The sequence below is a fragment of the Gordonia sp. NPDC003425 genome, assembly GCF_053588635.1.
The window spans coordinates 74,439-97,081 of the sequence record NZ_JBSFQI010000010.1 but is presented as its reverse complement, the minus strand read 5'-3'; the positions used below and the strand labels follow the sequence as shown (position 1 = coordinate 97,081).

Annotated in this window: 18 protein-coding genes; 10 read left to right on the top strand and 8 right to left on the bottom strand. The window is 69.6% G+C overall.

What is annotated here, in order from left to right:
- Positions 1-70: 70 nt before the first annotated feature.
- Positions 71-283, top strand: a complete 213-nt coding sequence (locus ACWDTD_RS13640) for a hypothetical protein (RefSeq protein WP_449747648.1) — start codon at positions 71-73, stop codon at positions 281-283.
- A 22-nt stretch (positions 284-305) separates the two neighbouring features.
- A complete protein-coding gene (locus ACWDTD_RS13635; RefSeq protein ID WP_449747647.1) occupies positions 306-1,076 on the top strand; it encodes a deoxyribonuclease IV in 771 nt (256 codons plus the stop codon).
- Between the two features lie 39 nt (positions 1,077-1,115).
- Here the strand turns inward: ACWDTD_RS13635 and ACWDTD_RS13630 are convergent, their stop codons facing one another.
- Positions 1,116-2,057: an aldo/keto reductase gene (locus ACWDTD_RS13630; RefSeq protein WP_449747646.1), complete on the bottom strand. Its 942-nt coding sequence runs from the start codon at positions 2,055-2,057 to the stop codon at positions 1,116-1,118.
- Between the two features lie 176 nt (positions 2,058-2,233).
- Here ACWDTD_RS13630 and ACWDTD_RS13625 point away from each other — a divergent pair, with 176 nt between their 5' ends.
- Complete coding sequence (locus ACWDTD_RS13625) at positions 2,234-4,066, top strand: acyl-CoA dehydrogenase (RefSeq protein ID WP_449747645.1); 1,833 nt, start codon at positions 2,234-2,236, stop codon at positions 4,064-4,066.
- 87 nt (positions 4,067-4,153) lie between these two features.
- Here the strand turns inward: ACWDTD_RS13625 and ACWDTD_RS13620 are convergent, their stop codons facing one another.
- From ACWDTD_RS13620 to ACWDTD_RS13610, 3 genes are all read right to left on the bottom strand, one after another.
- Positions 4,154-4,930, bottom strand: a complete 777-nt coding sequence (locus ACWDTD_RS13620; RefSeq protein WP_449747644.1) for an SDR family oxidoreductase — start codon at positions 4,928-4,930, stop codon at positions 4,154-4,156.
- A gap of 111 nt (positions 4,931-5,041) precedes the next feature.
- Positions 5,042-6,757 carry a VanW family protein gene (locus tag ACWDTD_RS13615; protein ID WP_449747643.1) on the bottom strand — a complete coding sequence of 572 codons (1,716 nt, stop codon included), beginning with the start codon at positions 6,755-6,757 and terminating at the stop codon, positions 5,042-5,044.
- Positions 6,758-6,963: 206 nt separating this feature from the next.
- Positions 6,964-8,259, bottom strand: coding sequence for an acetyl-CoA C-acetyltransferase (locus ACWDTD_RS13610; protein WP_449747642.1), 1,296 nt, complete (start codon positions 8,257-8,259; stop codon positions 6,964-6,966).
- A 97-nt stretch (positions 8,260-8,356) separates the two neighbouring features.
- Here ACWDTD_RS13610 and ACWDTD_RS13605 point away from each other — a divergent pair, with 97 nt between their 5' ends.
- Positions 8,357-9,721, top strand: a complete 1,365-nt coding sequence (locus ACWDTD_RS13605; protein WP_449747641.1) for a 3-oxoacyl-ACP reductase — start codon at positions 8,357-8,359, stop codon at positions 9,719-9,721.
- Positions 9,721-10,623, top strand: a complete 903-nt coding sequence (locus ACWDTD_RS13600) for a MaoC/PaaZ C-terminal domain-containing protein (RefSeq protein WP_449747640.1) — start codon at positions 9,721-9,723, stop codon at positions 10,621-10,623. Before ACWDTD_RS13605 ends, ACWDTD_RS13600 begins: the two co-directional genes overlap by 1 nt.
- Before the next feature lie 24 nt (positions 10,624-10,647).
- On the opposite strand, the gene ACWDTD_RS13595 is transcribed toward ACWDTD_RS13600, so the two are convergent.
- Positions 10,648-11,262 (bottom strand): TetR/AcrR family transcriptional regulator, encoded by a 615-nt coding sequence (locus ACWDTD_RS13595; RefSeq protein ID WP_449747639.1) that lies wholly within the window; start codon positions 11,260-11,262, stop codon positions 10,648-10,650.
- Positions 11,263-11,398: 136 nt separating this feature from the next.
- A complete protein-coding gene (locus tag ACWDTD_RS13590; RefSeq protein WP_449747702.1) occupies positions 11,399-12,559 on the bottom strand; it encodes a glycoside hydrolase family 3 N-terminal domain-containing protein in 1,161 nt (386 codons plus the stop codon).
- A gap of 68 nt (positions 12,560-12,627) precedes the next feature.
- Between ACWDTD_RS13590 and ACWDTD_RS13585 the strand changes: the two genes are divergently transcribed.
- The 3 genes from ACWDTD_RS13585 (at position 12,628) to ACWDTD_RS13575 (ending at position 17,823) form a co-directional block, all read left to right on the top strand.
- A complete protein-coding gene (locus ACWDTD_RS13585; RefSeq protein ID WP_449747638.1) occupies positions 12,628-13,179 on the top strand; it encodes a universal stress protein in 552 nt (183 codons plus the stop codon).
- A gap of 66 nt (positions 13,180-13,245) precedes the next feature.
- Positions 13,246-13,446 (top strand): DUF2613 family protein, encoded by a 201-nt coding sequence (locus ACWDTD_RS13580; RefSeq protein WP_449747637.1) that lies wholly within the window; start codon positions 13,246-13,248, stop codon positions 13,444-13,446.
- Between the two features lie 33 nt (positions 13,447-13,479).
- Positions 13,480-17,823 carry an alpha-(1->3)-arabinofuranosyltransferase domain-containing protein gene (locus tag ACWDTD_RS13575; protein WP_449747636.1) on the top strand — a complete coding sequence of 1,448 codons (4,344 nt, stop codon included), beginning with the start codon at positions 13,480-13,482 and terminating at the stop codon, positions 17,821-17,823.
- An 18-nt stretch (positions 17,824-17,841) separates the two neighbouring features.
- Here the strand turns inward: ACWDTD_RS13575 and ACWDTD_RS13570 are convergent, their stop codons facing one another.
- Entirely contained in the window at positions 17,842-19,086 is a 1,245-nt protein-coding gene (locus tag ACWDTD_RS13570) for an acyltransferase family protein (RefSeq protein WP_449747635.1), read from the bottom strand.
- Between the two features lie 36 nt (positions 19,087-19,122).
- Here ACWDTD_RS13570 and ACWDTD_RS13565 point away from each other — a divergent pair, with 36 nt between their 5' ends.
- A complete protein-coding gene (locus ACWDTD_RS13565) occupies positions 19,123-20,388 on the top strand; it encodes a DUF3068 domain-containing protein (protein ID WP_449747634.1) in 1,266 nt (421 codons plus the stop codon).
- Here the strand turns inward: ACWDTD_RS13565 and ACWDTD_RS13560 are convergent.
- On the bottom strand, positions 20,306-21,583 hold the full coding sequence (locus ACWDTD_RS13560) for a polysaccharide biosynthesis protein (RefSeq protein ID WP_449747633.1): 1,278 nt from the start codon (positions 21,581-21,583) through the stop codon (positions 20,306-20,308). The two genes, ACWDTD_RS13565 and ACWDTD_RS13560, sit on opposite strands and share 83 nt — an antisense overlap.
- 31 nt (positions 21,584-21,614) lie before the next feature.
- On the opposite strand from ACWDTD_RS13560, the gene ACWDTD_RS13555 reads away from it, so the two are divergent.
- Positions 21,615-22,643, top strand: a complete 1,029-nt coding sequence (locus ACWDTD_RS13555) for an HpcH/HpaI aldolase/citrate lyase family protein (RefSeq protein WP_449747632.1) — start codon at positions 21,615-21,617, stop codon at positions 22,641-22,643.

The window sequence follows — 22,643 nt, the reverse complement described above, 5'->3', positions numbered from 1 at the left end:
GGCACCGTCGATCCACGCTCGCTGACCTATGATGGTGACGTGCATCACAGTGCACCAACCGGGAGGTCCCATGCCGAATCGTTTTCTGCGCTACGGCGATCAGCGCTACCTCATCACCAAGGAGGCCGAGGCCAGGCTCAACCGGGCTCTCGACAGCGTGTACGAGCGCGGCAGCGGCCACGAGTGGCTCCACCTGTACCGCGATACCCAGGCACCGTGCCGGCTGCTCATCGCATCGGGTGTGCCGATCAGCATCGAAACCGAACCCGGATGGGGCGAATAGGCGCACGCACTATCGTCGACGCATGCGCATCGGAGCCCACCTACGCGACGACGCCGACCCGCTGGCAACAGCCGACGAACTCGGGATCGACGTCTTCCAGATGTTCGTCACCGACCCCCAGAGCTGGAAGAAACCCGAACCACATCCGCAGGCCGAGGCCATCAAGGCGTCCCCCCTGGACGTGGTGGTGCACTCGAGCTACCAGATCAACGTCGCCAGCCTGAACAACCGGCTGCGCATGCCCTCCCGCAAGGCGGTCGAACAGCAGGCGGCCGCGGCCGCCGATCTCGGCGCGTTCGGGCTCGTGGTGCACGGCGGACACCTGCGCGACGGCGAGGCGGACGCGGAGGGATCCGCCAACTGGCGCAAGCTGTTCGACCGCCAACTCGACAAGGGCGGTTTCGGGGTGCCGATCCTGGTGGAGAACACCGCGGGTGGCGATCACGCCATGGCCCGCACCCTGGAGGCGATCGACCGCCTCTGGTCGTCGATCGGCGACTTCGAGCAGGCGGGTTTCTGTCTCGACACCTGCCACGCGTGGGCCGGCGGCGAAGATCTGGTGGGCCTCGTCGAGCGTGTCCGCGACATCACCGGACGCATCGACCTGGTGCACCTGAACAACTCTCGCGACGAGTTCGATTCCGGTCGCGACCGGCACGCGAACCTGCAGTCCGGTCACATCGACCCCGAGGTGCTCGTCGCCGTCGCCCGGGCCGCGGACGCGCCGATCATCCTGGAGACCCCGGCCGATGGCATCCCCGCCGACCTAGCCTACCTGCACGCAGCCCTCTGAGGCCTTGACAGGCCCGCGAACCGGGCGTGTGGTGGCACCTCAGTGCGCGGCGTCGAGCCGGGCCCGCTGATCGTCGGTCAACTCGATCGAGGCGGCATCGAGTGCGCTGTCGAGTTGGGCGAGCGACGACACCCCGACGATGGGCCGGAACGCGGGCGCCGAGCCGATCAACCAGGCGAGGACGATCTGTCCCGGTGAGGCGCCGACCTCGGCGGCCACCTCGCGCAGCACCGCCAGCCGTCGCGTGGTGCCGGGATGGTCGTAGGCCTCGGGGAAAGGCCGGTCGGCGCGGTCGTAGCTGCCCTGGATCAGCGGGCTGTAGGCCCACGCCTCGAGGTCGGGGTGGGTCTGGAGGTAGTCGATCGTCTCGTCGGTGACGAACCCGAATCGGTGGTCCTTGCCGGGCACCGCGACATCGGGGCGTGGCCGGACGTACGAGGTGGTCAGCTGCAGTGCGGTGAACGGCTCGGTGCCGGCGACGGCCGCCAGCGCCCGGGCCTGTTCCACCCGCCAGGTCGGGTGATTGGAGATCCCGAGGCGGCCCACGAGGCCGTCGGCGACGAGCCGGCCGAGGGTGGCCACCACCTCGGCCATCGGGGTCGCGCGGTCTTCCAGATGCGCCCAGTAGAGGTCGATGCGGTCGGTGCGCAGGCGGCGCAGACTCTCGCGCACCGCACGGGTCACCACGTCCGCGCCGAGTCCCACCACCTGGCCCGGCTGTCCGGGCGCCGGCTCGGGTCCCACCTTGGTGGCCAGCACGATCTGCTCGCGGACACCGGGATTGTCGGCCATCCAGCGACCGAGGAACTCCTCGCTCTGTCCACCGGCACCGGTCGGCGACGCCCAGAAGGCGTAACAGTCGGCGGTGTCCAGAGTGGTGCCGCCGCGCTCCAGGAACCGTTCGACGATTACCCGGGAGGTGGTCTCGTCGGTGCGGGTGCCGAAGTACATGCACCCCAGGACGAGGTCGGTGATGGACACCGTTACCACGCTACCGGCCCGGTATCACGCGCAGCGGCTTGATGGAAGATGCATCTGCGCGGTAAACTGGGGTTACCGGTGAGTAACTTAGCGCATCCGACCCCTCCGACGCGCTGTCTTCACCTGCATCCCGTCAGCCCACTTGGCACGCGCCAGAGGTCACAGAAGGAACGATCATGGGTCATTACAAGAGCAACCTCCGCGATCTGCAGTTCAACCTCTTCGAGGTCTTCGAGCTCGACAAGGTCCTCGAGTCCGGCGAGTTCGGCGATCTCGACCACGAGACCGCCGTCGACATGCTGCGCGAGGTCAAGAACATGGCCGAGGGCATCGTCGCCGACTCGTTCGTCGAGGGCGATCGCAATCCGCCGGTCTTCGATCCGGAGACCCACAGCGTGACCATTCCGGAGGGCTTCGCGAAGTCGTACCACGCCTTCATCGAGGCCGGCTGGGACAAGGTGGGCGTCGACGAGGAACTCGGCGGCATGCCTGCGCCGCGTTCGCTCTACTGGGCCATCTCGGAGATGATCCTGGGCGCCAACCCCGCACTGTTCATGTACGCGGCCGGTTCGGGCTTCTCCAACATCTTCTACGACAACGGAACCGACGAGCAGAAGGAATGGGCCAAGCTGGCCTCCGAGCGCGGCTGGGGCGCCACCATGGTGCTCACCGAGCCCGACGCGGGTTCCGACGTCGGCGCCGGCCGCACCAAGGCCACCCTGCAGGAGGACGGCTCCTGGCACATCGACGGCGTGAAGCGCTTCATCACCTCGGGCGATCAGGACATGACCGAGAACATCATGCACCTGGTGCTCGCGCGCCCGGAGGGCGCCGGACCGGGCACCAAGGGACTCTCGCTCTTCTTCGTACCGAAATTCCTCTTCGACACCGAGACCGGTGAACCCGGCGAACGCAACGGCGTCTTCGTCACCAACGTCGAGCACAAGATGGGCCTGAAGGTCTCGGCCACCTGTGAGGTCACCTTCGGCCAGCACGGCGTCCCGGCCAAGGGCTGGCTCGTCGGCGAGGTCCACAAGGGCATCGCGCAGATGTTCGACGTCATCGAGCACGCCCGCATGATGGTGGGCACCAAGGCCATCTCGACGCTGTCGACCGGCTACCTCAACGCCCTCGAGTACGCCAAGGAGCGTGTGCAGGGCGCCGACCTGACCCAGATGACCGACAAGACCGCCCCGCGCGTCACCATCACCCATCATCCGGACGTGCGTCGCGCCCTGATGACCCAGAAGGCGTACGCCGAAGGTCTGCGCGCGGTGTATCTCTACACCGCCTCGCACCAGGATGCGGTGGCCGCGCAGGTCGTCTCCGGCGCCGACGCCGACCTGGCACACCGCGTCAACGATCTGCTGCTGCCGATCGTCAAGGGTGTCGGTTCCGAGCGCGCCTACGGCACGCTGACCGAGTCGCTGCAGACGCTGGGCGGTTCCGGGTTCCTCCAGGACTATCCGCTCGAGCAGTACATCCGTGACTCCAAGATCGACTCGCTCTACGAGGGCACCACGGCCATCCAGGCGCAGGACTTCTTCTTCCGCAAGATCATCCGCGACAAGGGCCAGGCGCTCGCGCACGTCGCCGGACAGATCCAGTCGTTCATCGACTCGGAGGCAGGCAACGGCCGGCTCAAGGCCGAGCGTGCCCTGCTCAAGACCGCGCTCGAGGACGTGCAGGGCATGGCCGCCACCCTCACCGGCTTCCTGATGGGTGCGCAGGAGAACCCGAAGGAGCTCTACAAGGTGGGGCTGGGTTCGGTGCGCTTCCTGATGGCCGTCGGCGACCTGCTCATCGGCTGGCTGCTGCTGCGTCAGGCCGAGGTCGCGTTGGCCGCACTGGACGCGGGCACCAGCGACGCCGACAAGGCGTTCTACGAGGGCAAGGTCGGGGTGGCGAGCTTCTTCGCGAAGAACATGCTGCCGCTGCTCACCTCGGTCCGTGGCGTCGTCGAGAACATCGATAACGATGTGATGGAACTCGACGAAGCCGCCTTCTGAGTCGCTGACGAACAACCACCACCGCAAGGCGGGCCGGACACGCTGTCCGGCCCGCCTTGTTTCGTCAGGGCGGATCCCGCGGCGACGCTACTTCGGTGGCATCCGGATACCGCCGTCGACGCGGACCACCTCGGCGTTCATGTACGAGTTGGTGATCAGTTCGACGACCATCGACGCCAGTTCGTCGGGCACACCGAGGCGCTTGGGGAACAACACGTTCTTGCCGAGGTTGGCCTTGAACGCCTCCGACTCGGGGCCGGTGCCGTAGATCGGGGTGTCGATCAGGCCCGGTGCGACCGTGTTGACGCGAATACCGACGGCGGACAGGTCGCGGGCCACGGGCAGGGTCATGCCCACCACGCCGCCCTTGGACGACGAGTACGCGGCCTGCCCGATCTGACCGTCGAACGCGGCGACGCTGGCCATGTTGACGATGGCGCCGCGTTCACCCGTGTCGAGCGGGTCGTTGCGGCTCATCGCGGTGGCCGCCAGCCGGATGACGTCGAAGGTGCCGATCAGGTTGATCGCGATGACCTTCTTGTAGGCGTCGAGGTTGTGCGCCGAGGCGAACTCGCCGTCCTTACCGATGGTGCGCTGCGCCCACCCGATGCCGGCCGAGTTGACCACCGCACGCAGCGGTCCGAGTTCACCGGCCGCGGTGACGGCCGCCTCGATCTGCGCGGTGTCGGTGACGTCGACCGGCACGAACCGCCCGCCGACCTCCTTGGCGAGTTCCTCACCGGCATCGGCCTTCAGGTCGGCGATGACCACCTTGGCTCCATTGGCGGCCAACTGCCGGACCGACGCGGCGCCGATCCCGGATGCGCCACCCGTGACGATTGCACTTGCTCCATTGATATCCACGGCGAACAGCCTACGGACACGATCCCGCTGGGGTTGGCAAACAACGCGCACTCTGCAAAGTCAGCGTTTTTCGATATCCCCCGCAGTCGCGAACCAGGGCGCCGAGCACCGTCAGGCCACGCAGCGAACCGTGGGTTCCGGGTCGTAGCGGACGGTCCGGGTGTGCCGGTAGATCTCCCGGCCGGAGGTCACGTCGGTGATGACGCGCGTGTTCGACGTGGTGAACCCGCGGGTACCCGAGGCCTCGATACAATCGTCGCCCGCCTCAACCCGGATCGACGGGGGTGCCGTGTACGCGCTGCGTTCACCGGTGATCGATTGCACCTCAACGGTTTTGGTACTCCACATGCGCACCGACACCGACGACGGCGTCCATCCCGTCTCGATCAGGATCGCGTGGCGGGTGTTGTTGCGGAAAACCAGGTCGATGGCGCCCTCGAACACGGTGGCCTCCCGCGCCTCGGGATACCGCGAGATGTAGTAGCCGTGCTCGGTGTGGTCGACGTCCTCGAGTCCGGCGAAGTAGGCGGCGTTGTAGAGCGTGGTGGCGAACTGCGAGATGCCGCCGCCGACCGCGGTGGCCGGGCGGCCGTGGTCGATGATCGTCGACGCGACGTAGCCCTGCGCCGAACCGCGCGGGCCGGTGTAGGAGTTCAGCGAGAACGTCTGCCCGGGCAACACCAGCGCCCCGTCGACCTCCTGCGCGACGAGGCGGATGTTCTCCCCGGACGCCGACGAGAAGCCGCCGGTGGTGAAATCGCTGATTACCTCGCGCACCCCTAGGCGCTGCGCCTTCGCGGTGTCCAGGCGCGGCCGCAACGTCTCGTAGACCACCGCGACGGTGCGGGCGGAGTTCCCGGTCGGCCCGCCCAGCACTCGTTCGAGCGCGGCCGCCGTCTTCTCCCAGTCGATCCGCGCACCGGTGCGCGAACCCACCACGCGTGGCGTGCCCCCGGCGAGGGTGAAACGCGCATCGGTGGCCGGTCGCTCGGTGCGGGCGAGCGCCCGGCGGGCACGCTCCCGCAGGCCGTCGCGGTCGACGCGGGGGATCAGTGTCCCGCGGTCGCCGGGCACGAAGGTCAGCACGGCACCGATGTCCTCGGGGGTCAGCGCCGACCGGGCACCCGCGCTGCCCAGCAGGGTCACGTCGTCGGCAACGGCCGCGGTCGCCGGGCCGGCCACGGTGGCGCGGACGGTGTCCGCGGAGACGGTCGGCGAGAACGGCTCCATCGGCAGGTCCACCGGCGCCGGGTCCGGACCGTCACCCTCCAGCCATTCCCGGGCCAGGACGTCGGCGGCGCCATCGCGGTCGATGCGCAGTCCGCGTGCGGGCAGGTCGGCGATCGGGGTGGCCCCGTCGAAGTGCACGCCGCCCTCGACGGCGGCTCGCTCCAGCTCGGTGCGGCGTTCGTCGAGCGCGGCGTCGAGCCGGGTGCGGTCGACGTCGACGATCGGCGTCACCGCGTGCGAGCGGCCGAACAGGGCCAGCAGCCGGTCGACGGGATTGCGGGAGCGGCGCAGCAACGCCTTCGTGGTGGCCTCGTCGTCGAAGGAGAGCCCGAGATCGTGTGGCGCGATCACCGCGGTTCCCGACGGTGTGCGCACCGTGACCGGCCGCACCGCGCGCTTGCCCAGTTCCGCAACGACCGGTGTGAGTTGCATCGGCGACCTGTTGCCGGTGTCGAGTCCGGCCACTGTGGCGCCGCGTGCGCTGTGACCATCGGTGAGTACCAGGTCGGCGGCCACAACCAGACATGTGATTGTCGCCACAACCACCCCGACGCGGACTCCCAGACGGAATCGGCGGGAGGGTTTCGGGACGGGCATCACTATCACTCATACCGGAGATTCCGGACCTTGGCGAACGGGGTACATCACATGCCCGCAGGTCAGGAGCCACACGGCCAGGCAAAAGAAGGCGCTCCGGTCGAGCTGTCGGGTCGGGGGTCTGACAGCTCAACCGGAGCTAGTACATATTTCTACCGTGCTTTGCGGTTCGTTACACCTTCTTGAAGAAATCGGTGATCGATCCGTCACCCCTCGACGATCGCGGTGACGCCCTGACCGCCCGCGGCGCAGATCGAGATCAGCGCCCGGCCACCGCCGTTCTCCTTGATCTGCTTGGCCGCCTGGGCCACGATCCGCCCGCCGGTGGCGGCGAACGGATGACCGGCCGCCAGCGACGACCCGTTGACGTTGAGTTTGCTGCGGTCGATGGAGCCGAGCGCGTTGTCCAGACCCAGCCGCTCCTTGCAGTACTCCTCGGACTCCCACGCCTGCAGGGTCGCGAGCACCACCGATGCGAAGGCCTCGTGGATCTCGTAGAAGTCGAAGTCCTGCAGGGTGAGGCCGTTGCGTGCGAGCAGACGCGGCACCGCATACGTCGGCGCCATCAGCAGTCCGTCGGGTCCGTTGACGTAGTCCACCGCGGCGGTCTCGGAGTCGACGAAGTAGGCCAGCACCGGCAGCCCCTTCTCCTGCGCCCATTCGTCGCTGGAGAGCAGCACGGTGGAGGCGCCGTCGGTGAGCGGGGTGGAGTTGCCCGCGGTCATCGTCGCGTCGCCCAGCGACACCCCGAACACCGGCTTGAGTTTCGCCAGCTTCTCCTCGGTGGAGTCGCCGCGCAGGTTCTGGTCGCGCGTCAGACCCAGGTAGGGGGTGATCAGGTCGTCGAAGAAGCCGTCGTCGTAGGCGGCGGCCATCTTCTGGTGGCTCGCGGCGGCCAGCGCATCCTGATCGGCGCGCTTGATGCCGAACTCCTTGGCGGTGATGGCCGCGTGCTCACCCATCGACATGCCGGTGCGGGGTTCGCCGTTGCGGGGGATGTCGATGCCCAGCTTCGGCAGCGCCTTGAGGATGCCGAGAATCTGATCCTTGGGGCTACGGGCGCGATTCACCTCGAGCAGCGCCAGCCGCAGATCCTCGGAAACGCCGATCGGGGCGTCGGAGGTGGTGTCCACACCGCCGCCGACCGCCACGTCGTAGCGGCCACGGGCGATGCCGTCGGCGACGGCGGTGATGGCCTGCAGGCCGGTGCCACACGCCTGCTGGATGTCGAAGGCCGGGGTGTAAGGCGACAGTGCCGATCCGAGCACGCATTCGCGGATGAGATTGAAATCACGCGAATGCTTGAGCACGGCGCCACCGGCCACCATGCCGAGGCGCTCCCCCTGCAGACCGAACCGGCTGACCAGGCCGTCGAGTGCCGTGGTGAACATTTCCTGATTGCTGACCGCGGCGTAGGCCTTGTCCTGGCGCGCGAACGGAATGCGGTTGCCGCCGAGAATCGCGACCGGACGTTCACTGCGGGTCTTGGGTGTGTTGGCCACTTCGAACTCCCAGGGGGTGGTGGTTGATGTCTATAGCGTATTCTTACTCGACAGTAAGTTCGTTGTCGAACCGCATCCACGATCGAAGGAGATACACGTGGCCTCCAACGGAACCACTGGCCTGTACTCGAGCTTCGTCCATTCTGCACCCGGCGCCTTCATCGCCAAGCAGGCCGGACTGCCGGTGCCCCCGCCCCTGCGTCGCTACAAGCCCACCGAGCCGCCGCTGCCCGGTCCGGTCCTGCTCGGCGGCCAGGGACGCCTGGTGGAGCCGCTGCGCGAGATCCTCTCCACCCCGGACTACACCCTGATCCACAACGCCACCACCGGCCGTAGCGCCGACAAGTACGGCGGTCTGGTGTTCGACGCCACCGGCATCACCTCCCCGGCCGACCTCGCCCAGCTCTACGAGTTCTTCGCGCCGGTCATGCGTTCCACCGCCGCCTGCGCCAGGTTCCTGGTGATCGGCACCACCCCCGAACTGATCACCGACCCCGACGAGCACGTCGCGCAGCGCGCGCTGGAGGGCTTCACCCGCTCACTGGGCAAGGAACTGCTCAAGGGCTCCACCGTGCAGCTCGTCTACGTGTCGCCCGACGCCAAGACCGGGCTCACCGGCCTGGAGTCGACGTTGCGTTTCGTGTTGTCGGCGAAGTCGGCGTTCGTCGACGCCCAGGTGATCCGGGTGGGTCCGGCCGATTCGGCCGCGCCCGCCGACTGGGAGAAGCCACTGGCCGGCAAGGTCGCCGTGGTGACCGGCGCGGCCCGCGGAATCGGCGCCACCATCGCCGAGGTGCTCTCCCGTGACGGCGCCCACGTCATCTGCGCCGACATCCCGGCCGCCGGCGAGGCACTCGCGCAGACCGCGAACAAGGTCGGCGGCACCGCACTGCCCCTCGACGTCAGCGCCCCCGACGCGGGCGACAAACTTGCGCAGCACGCCCTCGAGCGTCACGGCGGCATCGACATCATCGTCAACAACGCCGGCATCACCCGCGACAAGCTGCTGGCGAACATGGACGACGGACGCTGGAACTCGGTGATCTCGGTGAACCTGATCGCCCCGCAACAGCTGGTCAACGCGCTCGTCGCCAAGGACGCCATCCGCGCCGGCGGTGCCGTCGTCGATGTCAGCTCGATCGCGGGCATCGCGGGCAACCGCGGCCAGACCAACTACGGCACCTCGAAGGCCGGGGTGATCGGGCTTGTCGACGCCTACGCGCCGATCCTCGCCGACAAGGGCATCACCATCAACGCCGTCGCCCCCGGCTTCATCGAGACCAAGATGACCGCGGCCATCCCGCTGGCCACCCGCGAAGCCGGTCGCCTGATGAGTTCGCTGCAGCAGGGCGGGCAGACGGTCGACGTCGCCGAGACCGTCGCCTACTTCGCCAACCCGGCCAGCAACGCGATCACCGGCAACGTGGTCCGCGTGTGCGGCCAGGGCTTCCTGGGGGCGTGATGAGCAAGACCATCACCCTCGACGGCGCGCCGAGTACCCGCGAGGTGTTCTCGAAGGCCGTGGCCGCGATGCTGCCGGTGATCGGCAAGCAGGGGTCGGTGCGCGCCGACACCGTGCTGCCCGACACCCGCTTCCGACTCGAGAACGTGCGGGTGGATCCGGAACGGCTGCACGCCTACACGCGCGCGACCGGCCAACAGTTCGGCCCCACGCTGCCGATCACCTATCCGTTCGTGCTGCAGTTCCCGCTCGCGATGAAGCTCATGACCGAAGCCGATTTCCCGTTCGGCGCGGTCGGCTCGGTGCACGTGGAGAACACCATCCACCGGTTCCGTCCCATCGCCCTCGACGAACCGCTGACCATCGAGACCCACGCGGAGAACCTGCGCGAGCATCGCAAAGGCATTCTGGTGGACATGATCTCGGAGATCACGGTGGGCACCGAGACAGTCACCCGGCAGGTGGCGACGTTCCTCAAACAGCAGCGCACCAGCCTGTCCGACGAGCCGCGTGGGCCTGCCCCGCGTGAACAGGCCCCGCCGCCACCCGACGCGGTTCTCGCGGTGGATCTGGCCCGGATCCGCGAGTACGCCGCGGCGTCGGGCGATCGCAATCCGATCCACATGGGCGACATCACCGCCAAGGCGTTCGGATTCCCGAAGGCCATCGCGCACGGCATGTGGAGTGCGGCGGCCGCCGTGGCCAACGTGGAGGCGCAGCTACCCGACGACGTCGTTTACGCGGTCCGGTTCGGCAAGCCGATCCTGCTGCCGGCGAAGGTCAACCTCTACGTCCACCGCATCGACGGGGTGGGCGGCAGATCATCCGGCAGCTTCGACATCTCGATCCGCAACCGGCGCAAGGGGTATCCGCATCTGACGGCGTCCACGCGGACTGCCTGAGGGTTTACGTCGCCGACGGGCCCGTCAGCCGACGGGCTCGTCGTGGCGCCCGACGCCCTTGAGTCCGCGCCAGGTGATGCCGACCAAGAGGTCGGTGGCGGTGTCGAGGTCGACGTCGCCCTCGCTCATCCGGTCGGCGACGGCCTCGCCGGCACCGACCAGCGCGACGGCCGACAGCTCGAAGTCGATGTCGCTGGCACCTTCCACGGTGGTGCCGCGGCGGATCAGGTCGGCGACCATCTCGGTGACCCGGTCTCGGCTCTCGTGCACGAGTTGACTGAAGCTCGCCGTGCCCACGGCGACGCGGTAGAGCACCTTCCACGACTGCCGGTGTTCGTCGACGTAGCGCAGGAACTCACGCACCACCGTGCGGGCCTGATCGCGCTGGCGCAGCGACGGGTCGAAACCCACCGCCATCGCGTCGATGAACCGGCCGGATTCGCGGCTGAGGCACGCGCTGAAGAGCTCTTCCTTGGAGCCGTAGTACAGATAGAGCATCGGCTTGCTGATCTGCGCCTCGGCGGCGATCGCGTCCATCGAGGTCTCGCGGAAACCGTTCTCGGAGAACACCTTCACTGCGGCGTCGAGCATCTGCTGCTCACGTACCGCACGCGGCAACCGTTTGGTACCGCCGGCCATCGCCACCTCCTCGGGAGAGCATCATCTTACCCGACGACTTACCCACTGGTAAGTTGATCCGCCGACGCCCGGTCCGGCAGCAGCAGACACCGTGCCAGCAGTGCAGGCTCAGCAGTGCGGGCTCAGTAGTGCAGGCTCAGCAGTGCAGGACACCCTTGGCGCGCAGGATGCGCACCACCGAGCGGTCCACCCGCGGCACGGTGAGCGTGCCCACATTCACCGCCCTGGTCATCGCGTCGAGCACCGACGACACCCGGTCGGTGGAGAGCCACAGCGCGATGTCGCCGCCCGCGCGGATCGACATCAGCGCGGCCTGCTCGATCGGATAGCGGGCACTGATCGCCGCCATGCCCGACAGGTCGTCGGAGAACACCACCCCGTTGAAGGGCGGGCCCCCGTAGGGCCTGCCGGTCCGCAGCATCGTCATCGCGGCGGGACTGATGCTGGCCGGGGTCTCCGGCCCGGTGAGCCCGGGCACGATCAGATGTCCCACCATCACGCCTGCGTTCTGCGGGTCGCGCAGCAGCGTCCGGTAGGGCACCAGGTCGCTGGTCTCCAGCGACGACAGCGGCGGGGTCCGCACCACACCGAGATGCGAATCGCCGGAGCCGTGGCCGTGTCCCGGGAAGTGCTTGTACACCGGCATGATGCCCGCGTCCTGCAGTCCTGCGGCGAAAGCACCGGCGTAGCGGGTGACCACCTGTGGGTCGTTGCTGAACGAGCGGTCGCCGATCACCTCGTCGGCGCTCTCGTCGCTGACGTCGACGTCCGGCGCGAAGTCCACGGTGATGCCGAGCCGCTTGAGCTGCCGGCCGATCGACGCCGCCAGCGCGCGTACCTGCGCGGGCGTCTTCGTCTGCGCCAGCTCACGCGCCGAGGGGCTGTCGATGCCCAGCGACGACAACCGCGACACGCGGCCGCCCTCCTGGTCCACGGTCACCATCAGCGGGATCGGCGACGAGCGGGAGATGCGGGCCGCGGCGCCGCTGGTGAGGATCGACTTGTCGGTCCAGCTGCCCACGAAGATGCCGCCGATCTGCTCGGTGCGCACGATCCGCGCCGCGTCGTCGGCATCGGTCACGCCGACAACGACCAGCTGAGCGAGCTTCTGCCGCAACGACATTCGGGCGAGTTCGGGTACCCCGCAGGCGATCGGCGGGGGCAGTACGGAACTCGACGCGGGGGAGGACACCGGCGAATACGCGGTGGTGGTCGAGGCGGAACCCGGACTCGTCGAGTCGCAGGCGGTCAGCGCCAGCGCCGCTGCCACCAGCATCACCAGGACCCGTGGCCGCATCGGACGGGTGCGCGCGAATCGCCGTCGTTGAGCTCCCATCAGTCGAGTGTGGCATGTACCGTGGCGATATGGACGCCGGGTCCATTCCCCCCACCCCCGGTCGGGACGGCCGTCGGGTTGTCGGCCGCCCGCAATCGTTGATGATCGCCTACGACGGCTCCGCGAATGCCGATCGCGCCATCCGGTACGCGGGCACGTTCCTGCGCGCCGAGACCGCCCACGTGGTCACCGCCTGGCAGCCCGGCACGATGAGCGCCCCGCGGATGTCGTCGCTGGCCGCCGGGATGCAACCGTTTCTCGACACCCGCCTCGACACCCAGGTCGACGACGCGCTGGAAGCCGAGTCGGCCGCGGTCAACGAGCGGGGTGTGGCACTTGCCACCGACATCGGACTCACCGCGACCGGCACCCTGGTGGAGGTCGAGTCGACGGTCTGGGGTGCGCTGGTGGCTGCCGCCGACGCACTCGACGTCGACCTGCTGGTCACCGGCACCCGAGGCGACACCGGACTCAAGGCGCTGCTGCGGTCGAGCGTGGCCGAACGGGTTCTCAAACACTGCTCACGGCCGGTGTTCATCGTGCCCGCCCGATGCGAGAAGCAGCCTCCCGTCACGTTGTAACCGGTGACCTTCACGTTTCCTGAGGTCGTCTACGTTTTCCTCAGGTGAGGGTGGTAATTTCATCCCATGCGCAACAACCGCCTCGTCGCCGGAGCCGTGGCCGGAGTCGCCGGCATCGTGGTCGGTCTCGGTGCGGTGTTCCTCGGCGGTTTCCTGTCCGCGTCGAACAGCCCGGCCACCGATCTCAACAACATCAGCCCGAACAACGGGTTTGTGCAGGGATCGGTGGACTACGGTTCGCGCACGCCACCCGCCGCCGATCAGTGACGGCCACCGCCTGACGCCGGACCCGCACTCCCGATGGACCGGACGCTGAGCCGTCGCGGCGTGGCCGTGATCGGCGCGGTGGCCCTGCTCGTCAGCCTGCTGCAGTCGCCGGGACGTCTCGCCGCGGACACCAAACTCGACCTCACCGCCAACCCCCTCGGGTTTCTCGGCCGCGCGATGCACCTGTGGACGCCGACCGCACCGATGGGTCAGGTGCAGAACCAGGCCTACGGCTACTTCTTTCCGCACGGCGCGTTCTTCGCCGTCGGCGAACTCGCCCACATCCCGCCGTGGATCACCCAGCGGCTGTGGTGGGCCGTCCTGCTGACGGTCGGGGTGGTCGGCGTGGTGCGGCTCGGTGAGGCCTTGCGCATCGGGTCGCCCGGGTCGCGGCTGATCGCGGCGGTGGTGTTCGTACTCAGTCCGCGGGTGCTCACCACGCTGGGGTCGATCTCGTCGGAGACGCTGCCGATGATGCTGGCGCCGTGGGTGCTGATCCCGCTGGTCCGGGCACTGGACGTGCGACCCGCGCGCGGTGCTCCGCTGTGGCGCGACGCGGCGCGCTCAGCGGTGGCGGTGGCCCTGATGGGTGCGGTGAACGCGGTGGCCACGCTCGCCGCGGTCGGCGTGGCACTGCTGTGGTGGGTGCTGTGCGGGGTCACCACCGGCGATCGTCGACGCTGGATCACCTTCGGCGGGCTCTGGGCGAGCGCGCTGGTGCTGGCGTGTGCGTGGTGGGTGGCGCCGCTGCTGATCCTCTCGCGCGTGTCCCCACCGTTCCTCGACTTCATCGAATCCTCGCGGGTCACCACCGAGTGGACGTCGCTGACCGAGGTGCTGCGCGGCACGAGCGCGTGGACGCCATTCGTCTCACCCGAACGCGTTGCCGGCGCGGTGCTGGTGACCGAGCCGGCCGCGGTGCTGGCCACCGGCACCCTCGCGGCCACCGGGTTGGCCGGACTGTGTATGCGGCGCATGCCGTTTCGGGGTCGCGCGATCACCATCCTCGTGGTGGGACTGCTGTTGATGTGCACCGGCTACGTCGGCGGGCTGGGCTCGCCGGTCGCCGAGCAGGTCCGGCAGTTCCTCGACGGGTCGGGTGCGTTCCTGCGCAACATCCACAAGTTCGAACCGTTCGTCCGGCTGCCGCTGGTGCTGGGCACCGCCCACCTGCTGGCGCGGGTGCCGCTGCCGGGCACCGCGTCGGTGCGGGACACGTTGTCGGCGTTCGCGCATCCGCAACGATCCCGCCCGGTGGCGGCGACGATGATCGTGCTGGTCGCCATCGTGGGTGCCGGCTCGCTGATGTGGACCGGGCAGTTGGCGCCCGCCGGCAGCTACCGCACGCTTCCCGACTACTGGCGCCAGACCGCGGACTGGCTCGGTGAGCACGCCGGCCACGACAATCCGGACCACCCGACCCGCACCCTGGTGGTACCCGGTTCGCCGTTCGCCGACCAGCTCTGGGGACTGACCCGCGACGAACCGCTGCAGCCGCTGGCGAGCACACCGTGGGCGGTGCGCGACGCCATCCCACTCACTCCGCCGGGCGCGATCCGCGCGATGGATTCGGTGCAGCGTGACATCGCGGACGGTCGGGGTTCGCCGGGACTCGCGGCGACACTGGCGCAGCAGGGCGTCGGCTACGTGGTGCTGCGCGCCGACCTCGACCCGCAGACGTCAAGGTCGGCGCGCCCGCTGCTGGCGCAGCAGGCGCTGAACTCCTCACCCGGACTGCGTCGGGTGGCCACCTTCGGTCCGGACGTCGGACCACCGACGGTGCCGGGGGTGGTGCGCGACAACGGGTTACGCCCGCAGATGCCCGCAATCCAGATCTACGCGGTGACCCCGCCGACCGGTGGCGGCACCGAGGTGGGGGCGGGCGTCGAGTTCCCCGGCACCGGACCATTGCTGGTGGACACCGCATCGGCCACGCGCATCGTCGGTGGCCCGGAATCGATTGTGGCCGTGCAAGACCTGCGCGCCCGCCTGGGGCTGGCGCCGTTGGGTCCGACGGTGCTGGAAGCCGATGCCCGTCGGGCCGGGCTACCGGACGCGCCGGTGCTCGTCACCGACACGCCCGCCGACCGGGAGACCGACTTCGGCCGTGTCGACGACCACAGCTCGGCGATCCGCACCCCCGGGGACCCCCGCCGCACCCAGAACGCCGCACCCGACTATCCGGTGGACGGTCAGCCGCTCACCGAAGGTCAATGGCTGCTGGACAACCGGCCCGGCGAGGTGTCGGTGTCGGCGTCGGGGTCGGCGGCCGACGCCACCCAGCCGGGACAGACCTCGCCGGCCAACTCGACGGCCGCGGCGTTCGACGGGGACGTCGCCACGGCCTGGGTGAGCAACGGACTCAGTTCGGCCGTGGGGCAGTGGCTGCGTCTCGACTTCACCCGTCCCCGTTCGGATCTCGCGTTGCGGCTGACCACCGCGCGGGCGCTGGGACCGGACGTGTCGTCGATCCTGGTGACCACGGAGGCGGGCAGCACCGTGGTATCCGGTGTCGAGCCCGGTAAACCGGTCACGGTGACCGCGCCGAGCGGACCCACCCGTTGGGTGCAGATCCGGGCGATCAGAACCGAGAACGGCACGGCGGGAAACCAGTTCGCGCTCGGTGAGGTGGAGGTGACCGACCTGAACACCGGAGCGGCGCTGCCGATCCGCCATCGGGTGATCCTGCCGGCCCTGCCCGCCGACACCCGGGTGTCGGGATGGGTTCTGTCCCAAGAGCTCTCCGGTCGCAGCAGTTGCGTGGAGGCCGACGACCTCGTGCGATGCGCGGCCGGGCTCGGCCTCTCCCCGGAAAGCCCGGCGGTGCTGAGCCGCGCACTGTCGGTGCCGCAGGAGACCACCGTCGCCCCGGTGATGATCCTGCGACCGCATCCGGGTGACGGCCTCACCGAGTTGCTCACCACGCCGGGGTCGGTGACCGCCGAGGGGGCCGCCACGGTGAACGATCCGCGTGGCTCGGCCGCGGCCGCCGTCGACGGGGACCCCCGAACGGTGTGGACCGCCGCCGACGACACCGATGAGCAGCGCGAGCGCGGTGCAAAGAAGCACCACCCGACGCTGCGTGTCACGCTGCCCACGCCACAACGGGTGGAGACCATTCAACTCGTGGTGCCTGCGGACTATCCGGCCGCGCCGACGAAGGTGGCGGTGGATCTCGGCACGGGTGCGCAGGAACGGAGCGTGGGCCCCGACGGGCTGATCACAGTGAATCCCGCCACCACCGACCACATCTCGATCACGGTGCTCGATCGCCGCGATCTCATCGACGTGAACAGCCTCGGTTTCACCAGCGTCGCCCCCACCGGGATCGCCGAGGTGCGGGTGCAACCGGCACCGGCAGGCGGTGACGACCGGCCTGCCGACGACCGCCCCGTCGACATCGGTTGTGCCGCCGGGATCGGGATCACGGTGTCGGGGCAGGTGATTCCGATGCGGGTCACCACCACCGCGGGCGCATTGCGGGCCGGTGATCCGGTGGTGGCGCGGCCGTGCCTCCCCTCGGTGCGGCTGCCCGCCGGGGAGCAGGAACTGTCGGCGAATCCGGGCCCGGCGTTCACCGTCGACACGGTGGGCCTCGACGCCGGTGGCGATTTCGGCGCCGCGGCACCGGCTGCGGCGCGCGCGCCGACGGTGGACGCCTGGTCGCCGACCCGTCGCAGCCTCGACATCGACACCGCGGCCGCGCAGCGCCTGCTGGTGGTGCCCGAAAGCACCAACCCGGGCTGGCAGGCCCGGCTGGGTGGGCAGACGTTGCGGCCGGTGGTGATCAACGGCTGGGAACAGGGCTGGGTGATACCGGCCGGTGCGAGCGGGCGCGTCGATCTGACCTTCCGCTACGACTCGCTCTACCGCTGGTCACTGGCCATCGGATTCGTACTGCTCGCAACACTTTTCGTTATCGCTGTGCTGCCGTTGCGCCGACACCGCGACTCGCCGCCCGAACCCGGCGCCGCTGATCACCCCCTGCCGCTTGCCGTGGCTGGGGTGGCCACCGCCGGTTGGCTCGCGGCGTCGTGGGTGCTGACGGGGTGGTGGGGAGTGGCGGCCACAGCCGTCGTGGGCGTCGCCGTCGGGGTGGCCGCGCTGCGGCGGCGATCCGCGCCGGTGGTCGCCGCGGCCTTCGTCGCGATGATGGCGGCGACCATCGGGCTGGCCGCCGGTCCGTGGCAGGCTCCGGGCGGCTATCACGGCTTCTCGTGGTGGGTCCAACTCCCGGCGCTGCTGGCGGTCGCGGTGACCGTGTGGTCGGTGCTGGCCCCACTCCTCGTCGAGCGTGCCCGGATCCGCGTCGAGCGTGCCCACAATCGAGTCGAGCGTGCCCGGATCCGCGTCGAGCGTGCCCGGCCACCGACCTGAAAGGCGCCCGGGCCGGCGTCACGGTTGCGATATGCGAGCGTGCGGCTGCTGGTGGGCGTTTTTCGGGGACGGGGTGGTCTCTCGTCGCCGCAGCCACTGACGGGCCGGTTCCTCCACAAACGCATACGACGCCGCCGACAGCCCGACGGTCAGCGCCACCGTGATCAGCCACACCAGCACCGTGTGCCCGCTGAACGGCACGATGCCGAACAGTCCGAACACCACCGCCAGCACCGCGACATGCCAGATGAAGATGCCGTAGGACCACCGGCCCAGCGCCAGCATCGGCGCCGAATCCAGAATCCGGAACGGGCCGTCGGACGCGATCAGCGGCGCCAGCAGCGCAAAGGCGCACACCGCGCCCAGCACCACCTTCACCGCGAACTGCCACGGCGCCAGATCGCCCAGGCCCGTCGGTCCGGCCAACCGGGTACACGCGAGCCCGTAGGCGATCACGAGTACCACGAACATCAGTCGGCGTCGCGCCCCGATCGCCGCGACCACACGCACCGCCCTCGCCTCGCGACCCTCCCAGCCGGGCTCCTCCCCGGTGATCTCGGCGAGCAACAATCCGACGACGAACCACGGCAGATATCCGAACACCCAGTTCGTCGGCTGCACCCCGTCGGGCACGGGCAGTGTCCCGGCCACCCACGCCCAGCCCAGACTCACCACGCCGATGCCCAGCAGCACAGGGATACGCAGGCCCACCCGCTCATCGCGCAACCGGAAGAGTGCGTACCCGAACACCGGCAGGATCAGGTAGAACGCCACCTCCACCGACAGACTCCACATCTGGGTGAGCCCGGCGGTCAGCGACAACGGCACGAACACCTGCGTCAACGTCAGATTCGCCAGCCACACCGTGAGGTCGGCGCCGGCGCGCGCCTCGGGCAGCAGCGTGAGCACCAGCACCACCACCACGACGTAGGCGGGCCAGATGCGCACCACCCGGTGACGCAGATAGCGCCGCACCGGCGGCGCGGAGGCACGTGCGGGATCTTGATGTGCAGCGGCCACCCACGACCGCCACAACAGAAACCCCGACAGCGCGAAGAACAGTGCGACGGCCAGGTCGAGCCGCCCCAGCACCGGACCGAGCACCGGCAGACGCTCCGCACCGGTCTGGAACGCCACGTGGGTGGTGAGCACGCCGAGCGCCGCCACCGCGCGCATCCCCTCCAGCTGCGGGTAGAACCGGCGCGGCCGCCCGGGCGCCGACACCGACACCGCCGGGCGCACGGATGTCGACTCGGGAGGCATCACACCAGCTTATGCCGCACAAGTACGCTCAACCGCATGCCGCAGGCCGACGATGCCCCCGACACGCCGGGCGACGATGCCACCGAAACGGGTCCGCGGCGCTGGACCACCGCCGACCTCGTCGGGCCCACCCTGATCTTCGTCGGAGCGTTCCTGGTGGCGGTCACCATCGCATTGCCGACCCTGGTGGTCGATCGTCTCCGCGCCATCCCGCTGAGCACCGACATCACCACCGTGGCCACCGCAGGCGCCGACGCTCCCGGCACCACACCGTCACCGCGCCCGGTGATCCTCGACCGCTGTTCGCTGGCCACCCCCACCGCCCGCACCGTCGAGGCCACGCTGGTACGACAGCAGCGGATGGTGGCGGTCCGTCCCGCCGACGCCCACCGGGTCACGCTGCAGGCGGGCACCTCGGTGCAGGCCGACCGTATCTGGCTCGACGGCCGCGAAGTGGACCCCGACACCCCGCGCCCGGGCAGCGAGGTACCCCCCGCGGCCGGGGCGTCGGCCTGCACGGCGGCCACCCTGTCGGCGACCAAGGATCGGGTGACACTCAATCGCAGCTCCGCGCTACCCGACCTCAGCGCCACCGGCGACGGATCGCGCGGCAATTCGGAGATCCAGTACGACAGCAACAGGCCGCCGATCCAGGTCCCCGACCGTCGCGGGTACACCTACGTGCTCCCCTTCGACCCGCCGCGCAGCGGCGCCCGGTTCTTCGACGTCACCACCCGGCGCACCGTCGACCTCGTCGACCACGGCGAGACGTCGCTGGCCGGACGCACCGCGATCCGCTACACCGCCGACATCCCCGACACCGACCTCGACGCGATCGGGTCGGGCACCCCCGACGGCACCCCGCCGACGCGGATCGTGCGGCCCGCGAGCTGGTTCGGGGTGGGCGGCGTGGACCCGACGCGGCAGGTCACCGCCACCCTGCACCACGCCGCACAGTGGCAGATCACGGTCGACGCGACGACCGGCACCATTCTCGACGAGCGGATCTCGGTCGAGCAGACCTACCGCAGCACCGACCCGGCGCTGGCCACCCTGGCCCTGACCAACCTGCGCGCCGACTTCGGCTACGACCTGCCCACCCAGCGATCACTGGCGCAGCACGCGTCCGACCGCGCCACCCCCGTGGTGATCTGGGGTCGGGTGGTACCGCTGCTCGCCGGAATTCTCGGCGCTCTGGCGCTGATCGCCGGCGTCACGCTCACCGTTCCGGGTGGGTGGCGGCGGATGTGGCCGCTGCGTCGGCGCCGCGATCGGGAGCCCGCAGCCCCACCGTCGTCGTGATCAGCGCGCTCACCGTGGCCGCGACCGCCGCGATCACCGCGAGCGACACCACCGAGCCGGCCAACCACCCGATCGCGGCCGCCTCGGCCACGAGCACCGCCCACACGGCCACCGACACCGCCGTGCGATCCCGCGCGATCGCCGACAACAGGCCCACCTGCAGCACCGCCAGCGCCGACCCGGTGTACGCGAACAGCCCGAGCACCCAGGTCAAGCCGCGATAATCGGCACCGATCAGGATGGGCACCAGCGGGCCACCGACCACCCCGAGCGCGGTGAGCAGTGCACCGATCGCGGCGACAACGGTGACCGCCTGCCGGAACGAGGCACGTGAGATCGCGGGATCGGCCAGACGTGGATAGAACACCACCCCGACGGCCTGCGGCAACCAGAACGCGACCTTGGTGGCGATGGCCCCGAAGGCGTAGACCCCGGCGGCCCGCGGTTCCAGCGCGCTGCGCGCGAGCAGCAGGTCCAGCGACGCCGCCACCACCAGCACCAACTGCACCTGCGACGCGCGCAGCACCGTACCCAGTCCGGCGGACACCGAGAGCGGGTCCGATCCGGCCCGCTCCGGGCACCGCCGGTCGGAGACGGCCACCGCCGCCCACACCAGCACCGCGGCGGCCGCCGCACCGAAGGATCCCGCCGCCAGCCCACCCGCCGGGCCGAACCCGAGCCCCAGCACCACGAGCACCGGCGCGGTGCGCAGCACCCCGACCGCGGCGAGAACCCAGGCCAGCAACCGGAATTCATTGCGGCCCTGCAGAATTCCCTGACCGCCGCCGATCACGGTGAGGAAGGGCGCGGCCGCGAGGCCGGCCACCGTCACGGCGATGCCGGTCGAGGCCACTGCGGCCATCACCGGCACCGCGACCACCACGAGCCCCACCACCGCGACCGCGCAACGGGCGGTGAGCCGGCGCAGCCCCGCACCGTCGTGGCCGTGCACCACCTCGCGAGCCACCACCGCCTGCAAGGCCAGCGCGGGGACGGCGAGCACCAGCATCGCCGACAGCAGCACCGCGAACTCGCCGTATTCGGCCGGCGTCAGCCACCACCGTCCGGCCGCGACATGCACCGCGTACGCGCAGACGTTGGCCACCATCGACCCGAGCGCCACCCAACCGAGTGCGCCAACGACGCCGTCACGCGCCGGACGCGGCGACGAGGCTCCGGGAACGGGAGTGACCATGCGCTCAAGTGTGCCCGCCCCATATGGAACGATGAACAGCGTGTACGACCAGACCGAACAGCAACAGACTGGGCAGCAACAGATCGGGCAGGACCAGATCAGGCAACCCGAGCACGACGCCACCGACATCGGCTTCCGCATCGACCCGGTACTCGCCCGCAGTTGGCTGCTCGTCAACGGCGCCCAGTATCAGCGCTTCGCCCCGGCGGCCCGGTCGCGCGCCGACATCGTCGTCCTCGACATCGAGGACGCGGTGGCACCCAAGGACAAGCTCGCCGCCCGCGACAACGTGGTGCGCTGGCTGAGCGAGGACAATCCCAGTGAGCCGGGTGCCGGGAGCGAAGCGAGCGGGCCCAGTCACCCGGGCGGTGCCGGCGACTGGGTGCGGGTGAACGGATTCGGCTCGCCGTGGTGGGCCGACGATCTCGAGGCCCTGTCGACGACGTCGGTCGGCGGCGTGATGCTGGCGATGGTCGAGTCCGTCGACCATGTCACCGAAACCGCCAAACGCCTGCCGGACGTGCCGATCGTGGCGCTGGTGGAGACCGCCCGCGGACTGGAGCGGATCAGCGAGATCGCGTCCGCGAAGGGCACCTTCCGGTTGGCGTTCGGGATCGGTGATTTCCGCCGCGACACCGGCTTCGGCGACTCGCCGCTCACGTTGGCCTACGCCCGGTCGCGGTTCACCATCGCCGCCAAGGCCGCGCATCTGCCGAGCGCGATCGACGGTCCCACCGTCGGGTCGAGCGCCCTCAAGCTGAGCGAGGCCACCGCAGTGAGCGTCGAGTTCGGTATGACCGGCAAGATCTGTCTCACCCCCGATCAGTGCGCGCCGGTGAACGAGGGATTGTCACCGTCGATCGACGAGATCAGCTGGGCCAAGGAGTTCTTCGCCGATTTCGAGCGGGACGGCGGAGAGATCCGCAACGGTTCGGATCTGCCGCGGATCGCCCGCGCCACCAAGATCCTCGACCTCGCCCGTGCCTACGGCGTCACCGGATCCGACTACGAGGTGGATCCGGGCCACGCGCCCGCCCCGTCGGACACCTATCACTACTGA

Bases quoted from the DNA above. Each gene is read 5' to 3' on its own strand.
- ACWDTD_RS13560 (WP_449747633.1), bottom strand. From the start codon at position 21,583: ATGGTCACTCCCGTTCCCGGAGCCTCGTCGCCGCGTCCGGCGCGTGAC.
- ACWDTD_RS13615 (WP_449747643.1), bottom strand. From the start codon at position 6,757: ATGCCCGTCCCGAAACCCTCCCGCCGATTCCGTCTGGGAGTCCGCGTC.
- ACWDTD_RS13635 (WP_449747647.1), top strand. From the start codon at position 306: ATGCGCATCGGAGCCCACCTACGCGACGACGCCGACCCGCTGGCAACA.
- ACWDTD_RS13565 (WP_449747634.1), top strand. From the start codon at position 19,123: ATGCCGCAGGCCGACGATGCCCCCGACACGCCGGGCGACGATGCCACC.
- ACWDTD_RS13625 (WP_449747645.1), top strand. From the start codon at position 2,234: ATGGGTCATTACAAGAGCAACCTCCGCGATCTGCAGTTCAACCTCTTC.
- ACWDTD_RS13590 (WP_449747702.1), bottom strand. From the start codon at position 12,559: ATGCGGCCACGGGTCCTGGTGATGCTGGTGGCAGCGGCGCTGGCGCTG.
- ACWDTD_RS13600 (WP_449747640.1), top strand. From the start codon at position 9,721: ATGAGCAAGACCATCACCCTCGACGGCGCGCCGAGTACCCGCGAGGTG.
- ACWDTD_RS13595 (WP_449747639.1), bottom strand. From the start codon at position 11,262: ATGGCCGGCGGTACCAAACGGTTGCCGCGTGCGGTACGTGAGCAGCAG.
- ACWDTD_RS13640 (WP_449747648.1), top strand. From the start codon at position 71: ATGCCGAATCGTTTTCTGCGCTACGGCGATCAGCGCTACCTCATCACC.
- ACWDTD_RS13555 (WP_449747632.1), top strand. From the start codon at position 21,615: ATGAACAGCGTGTACGACCAGACCGAACAGCAACAGACTGGGCAGCAA.
- ACWDTD_RS13575 (WP_449747636.1), top strand. From the start codon at position 13,480: ATGGACCGGACGCTGAGCCGTCGCGGCGTGGCCGTGATCGGCGCGGTG.
- ACWDTD_RS13580 (WP_449747637.1), top strand. From the start codon at position 13,246: ATGCGCAACAACCGCCTCGTCGCCGGAGCCGTGGCCGGAGTCGCCGGC.
- ACWDTD_RS13570 (WP_449747635.1), bottom strand. From the start codon at position 19,086: ATGCCTCCCGAGTCGACATCCGTGCGCCCGGCGGTGTCGGTGTCGGCG.
- ACWDTD_RS13585 (WP_449747638.1), top strand. From the start codon at position 12,628: ATGGACGCCGGGTCCATTCCCCCCACCCCCGGTCGGGACGGCCGTCGG.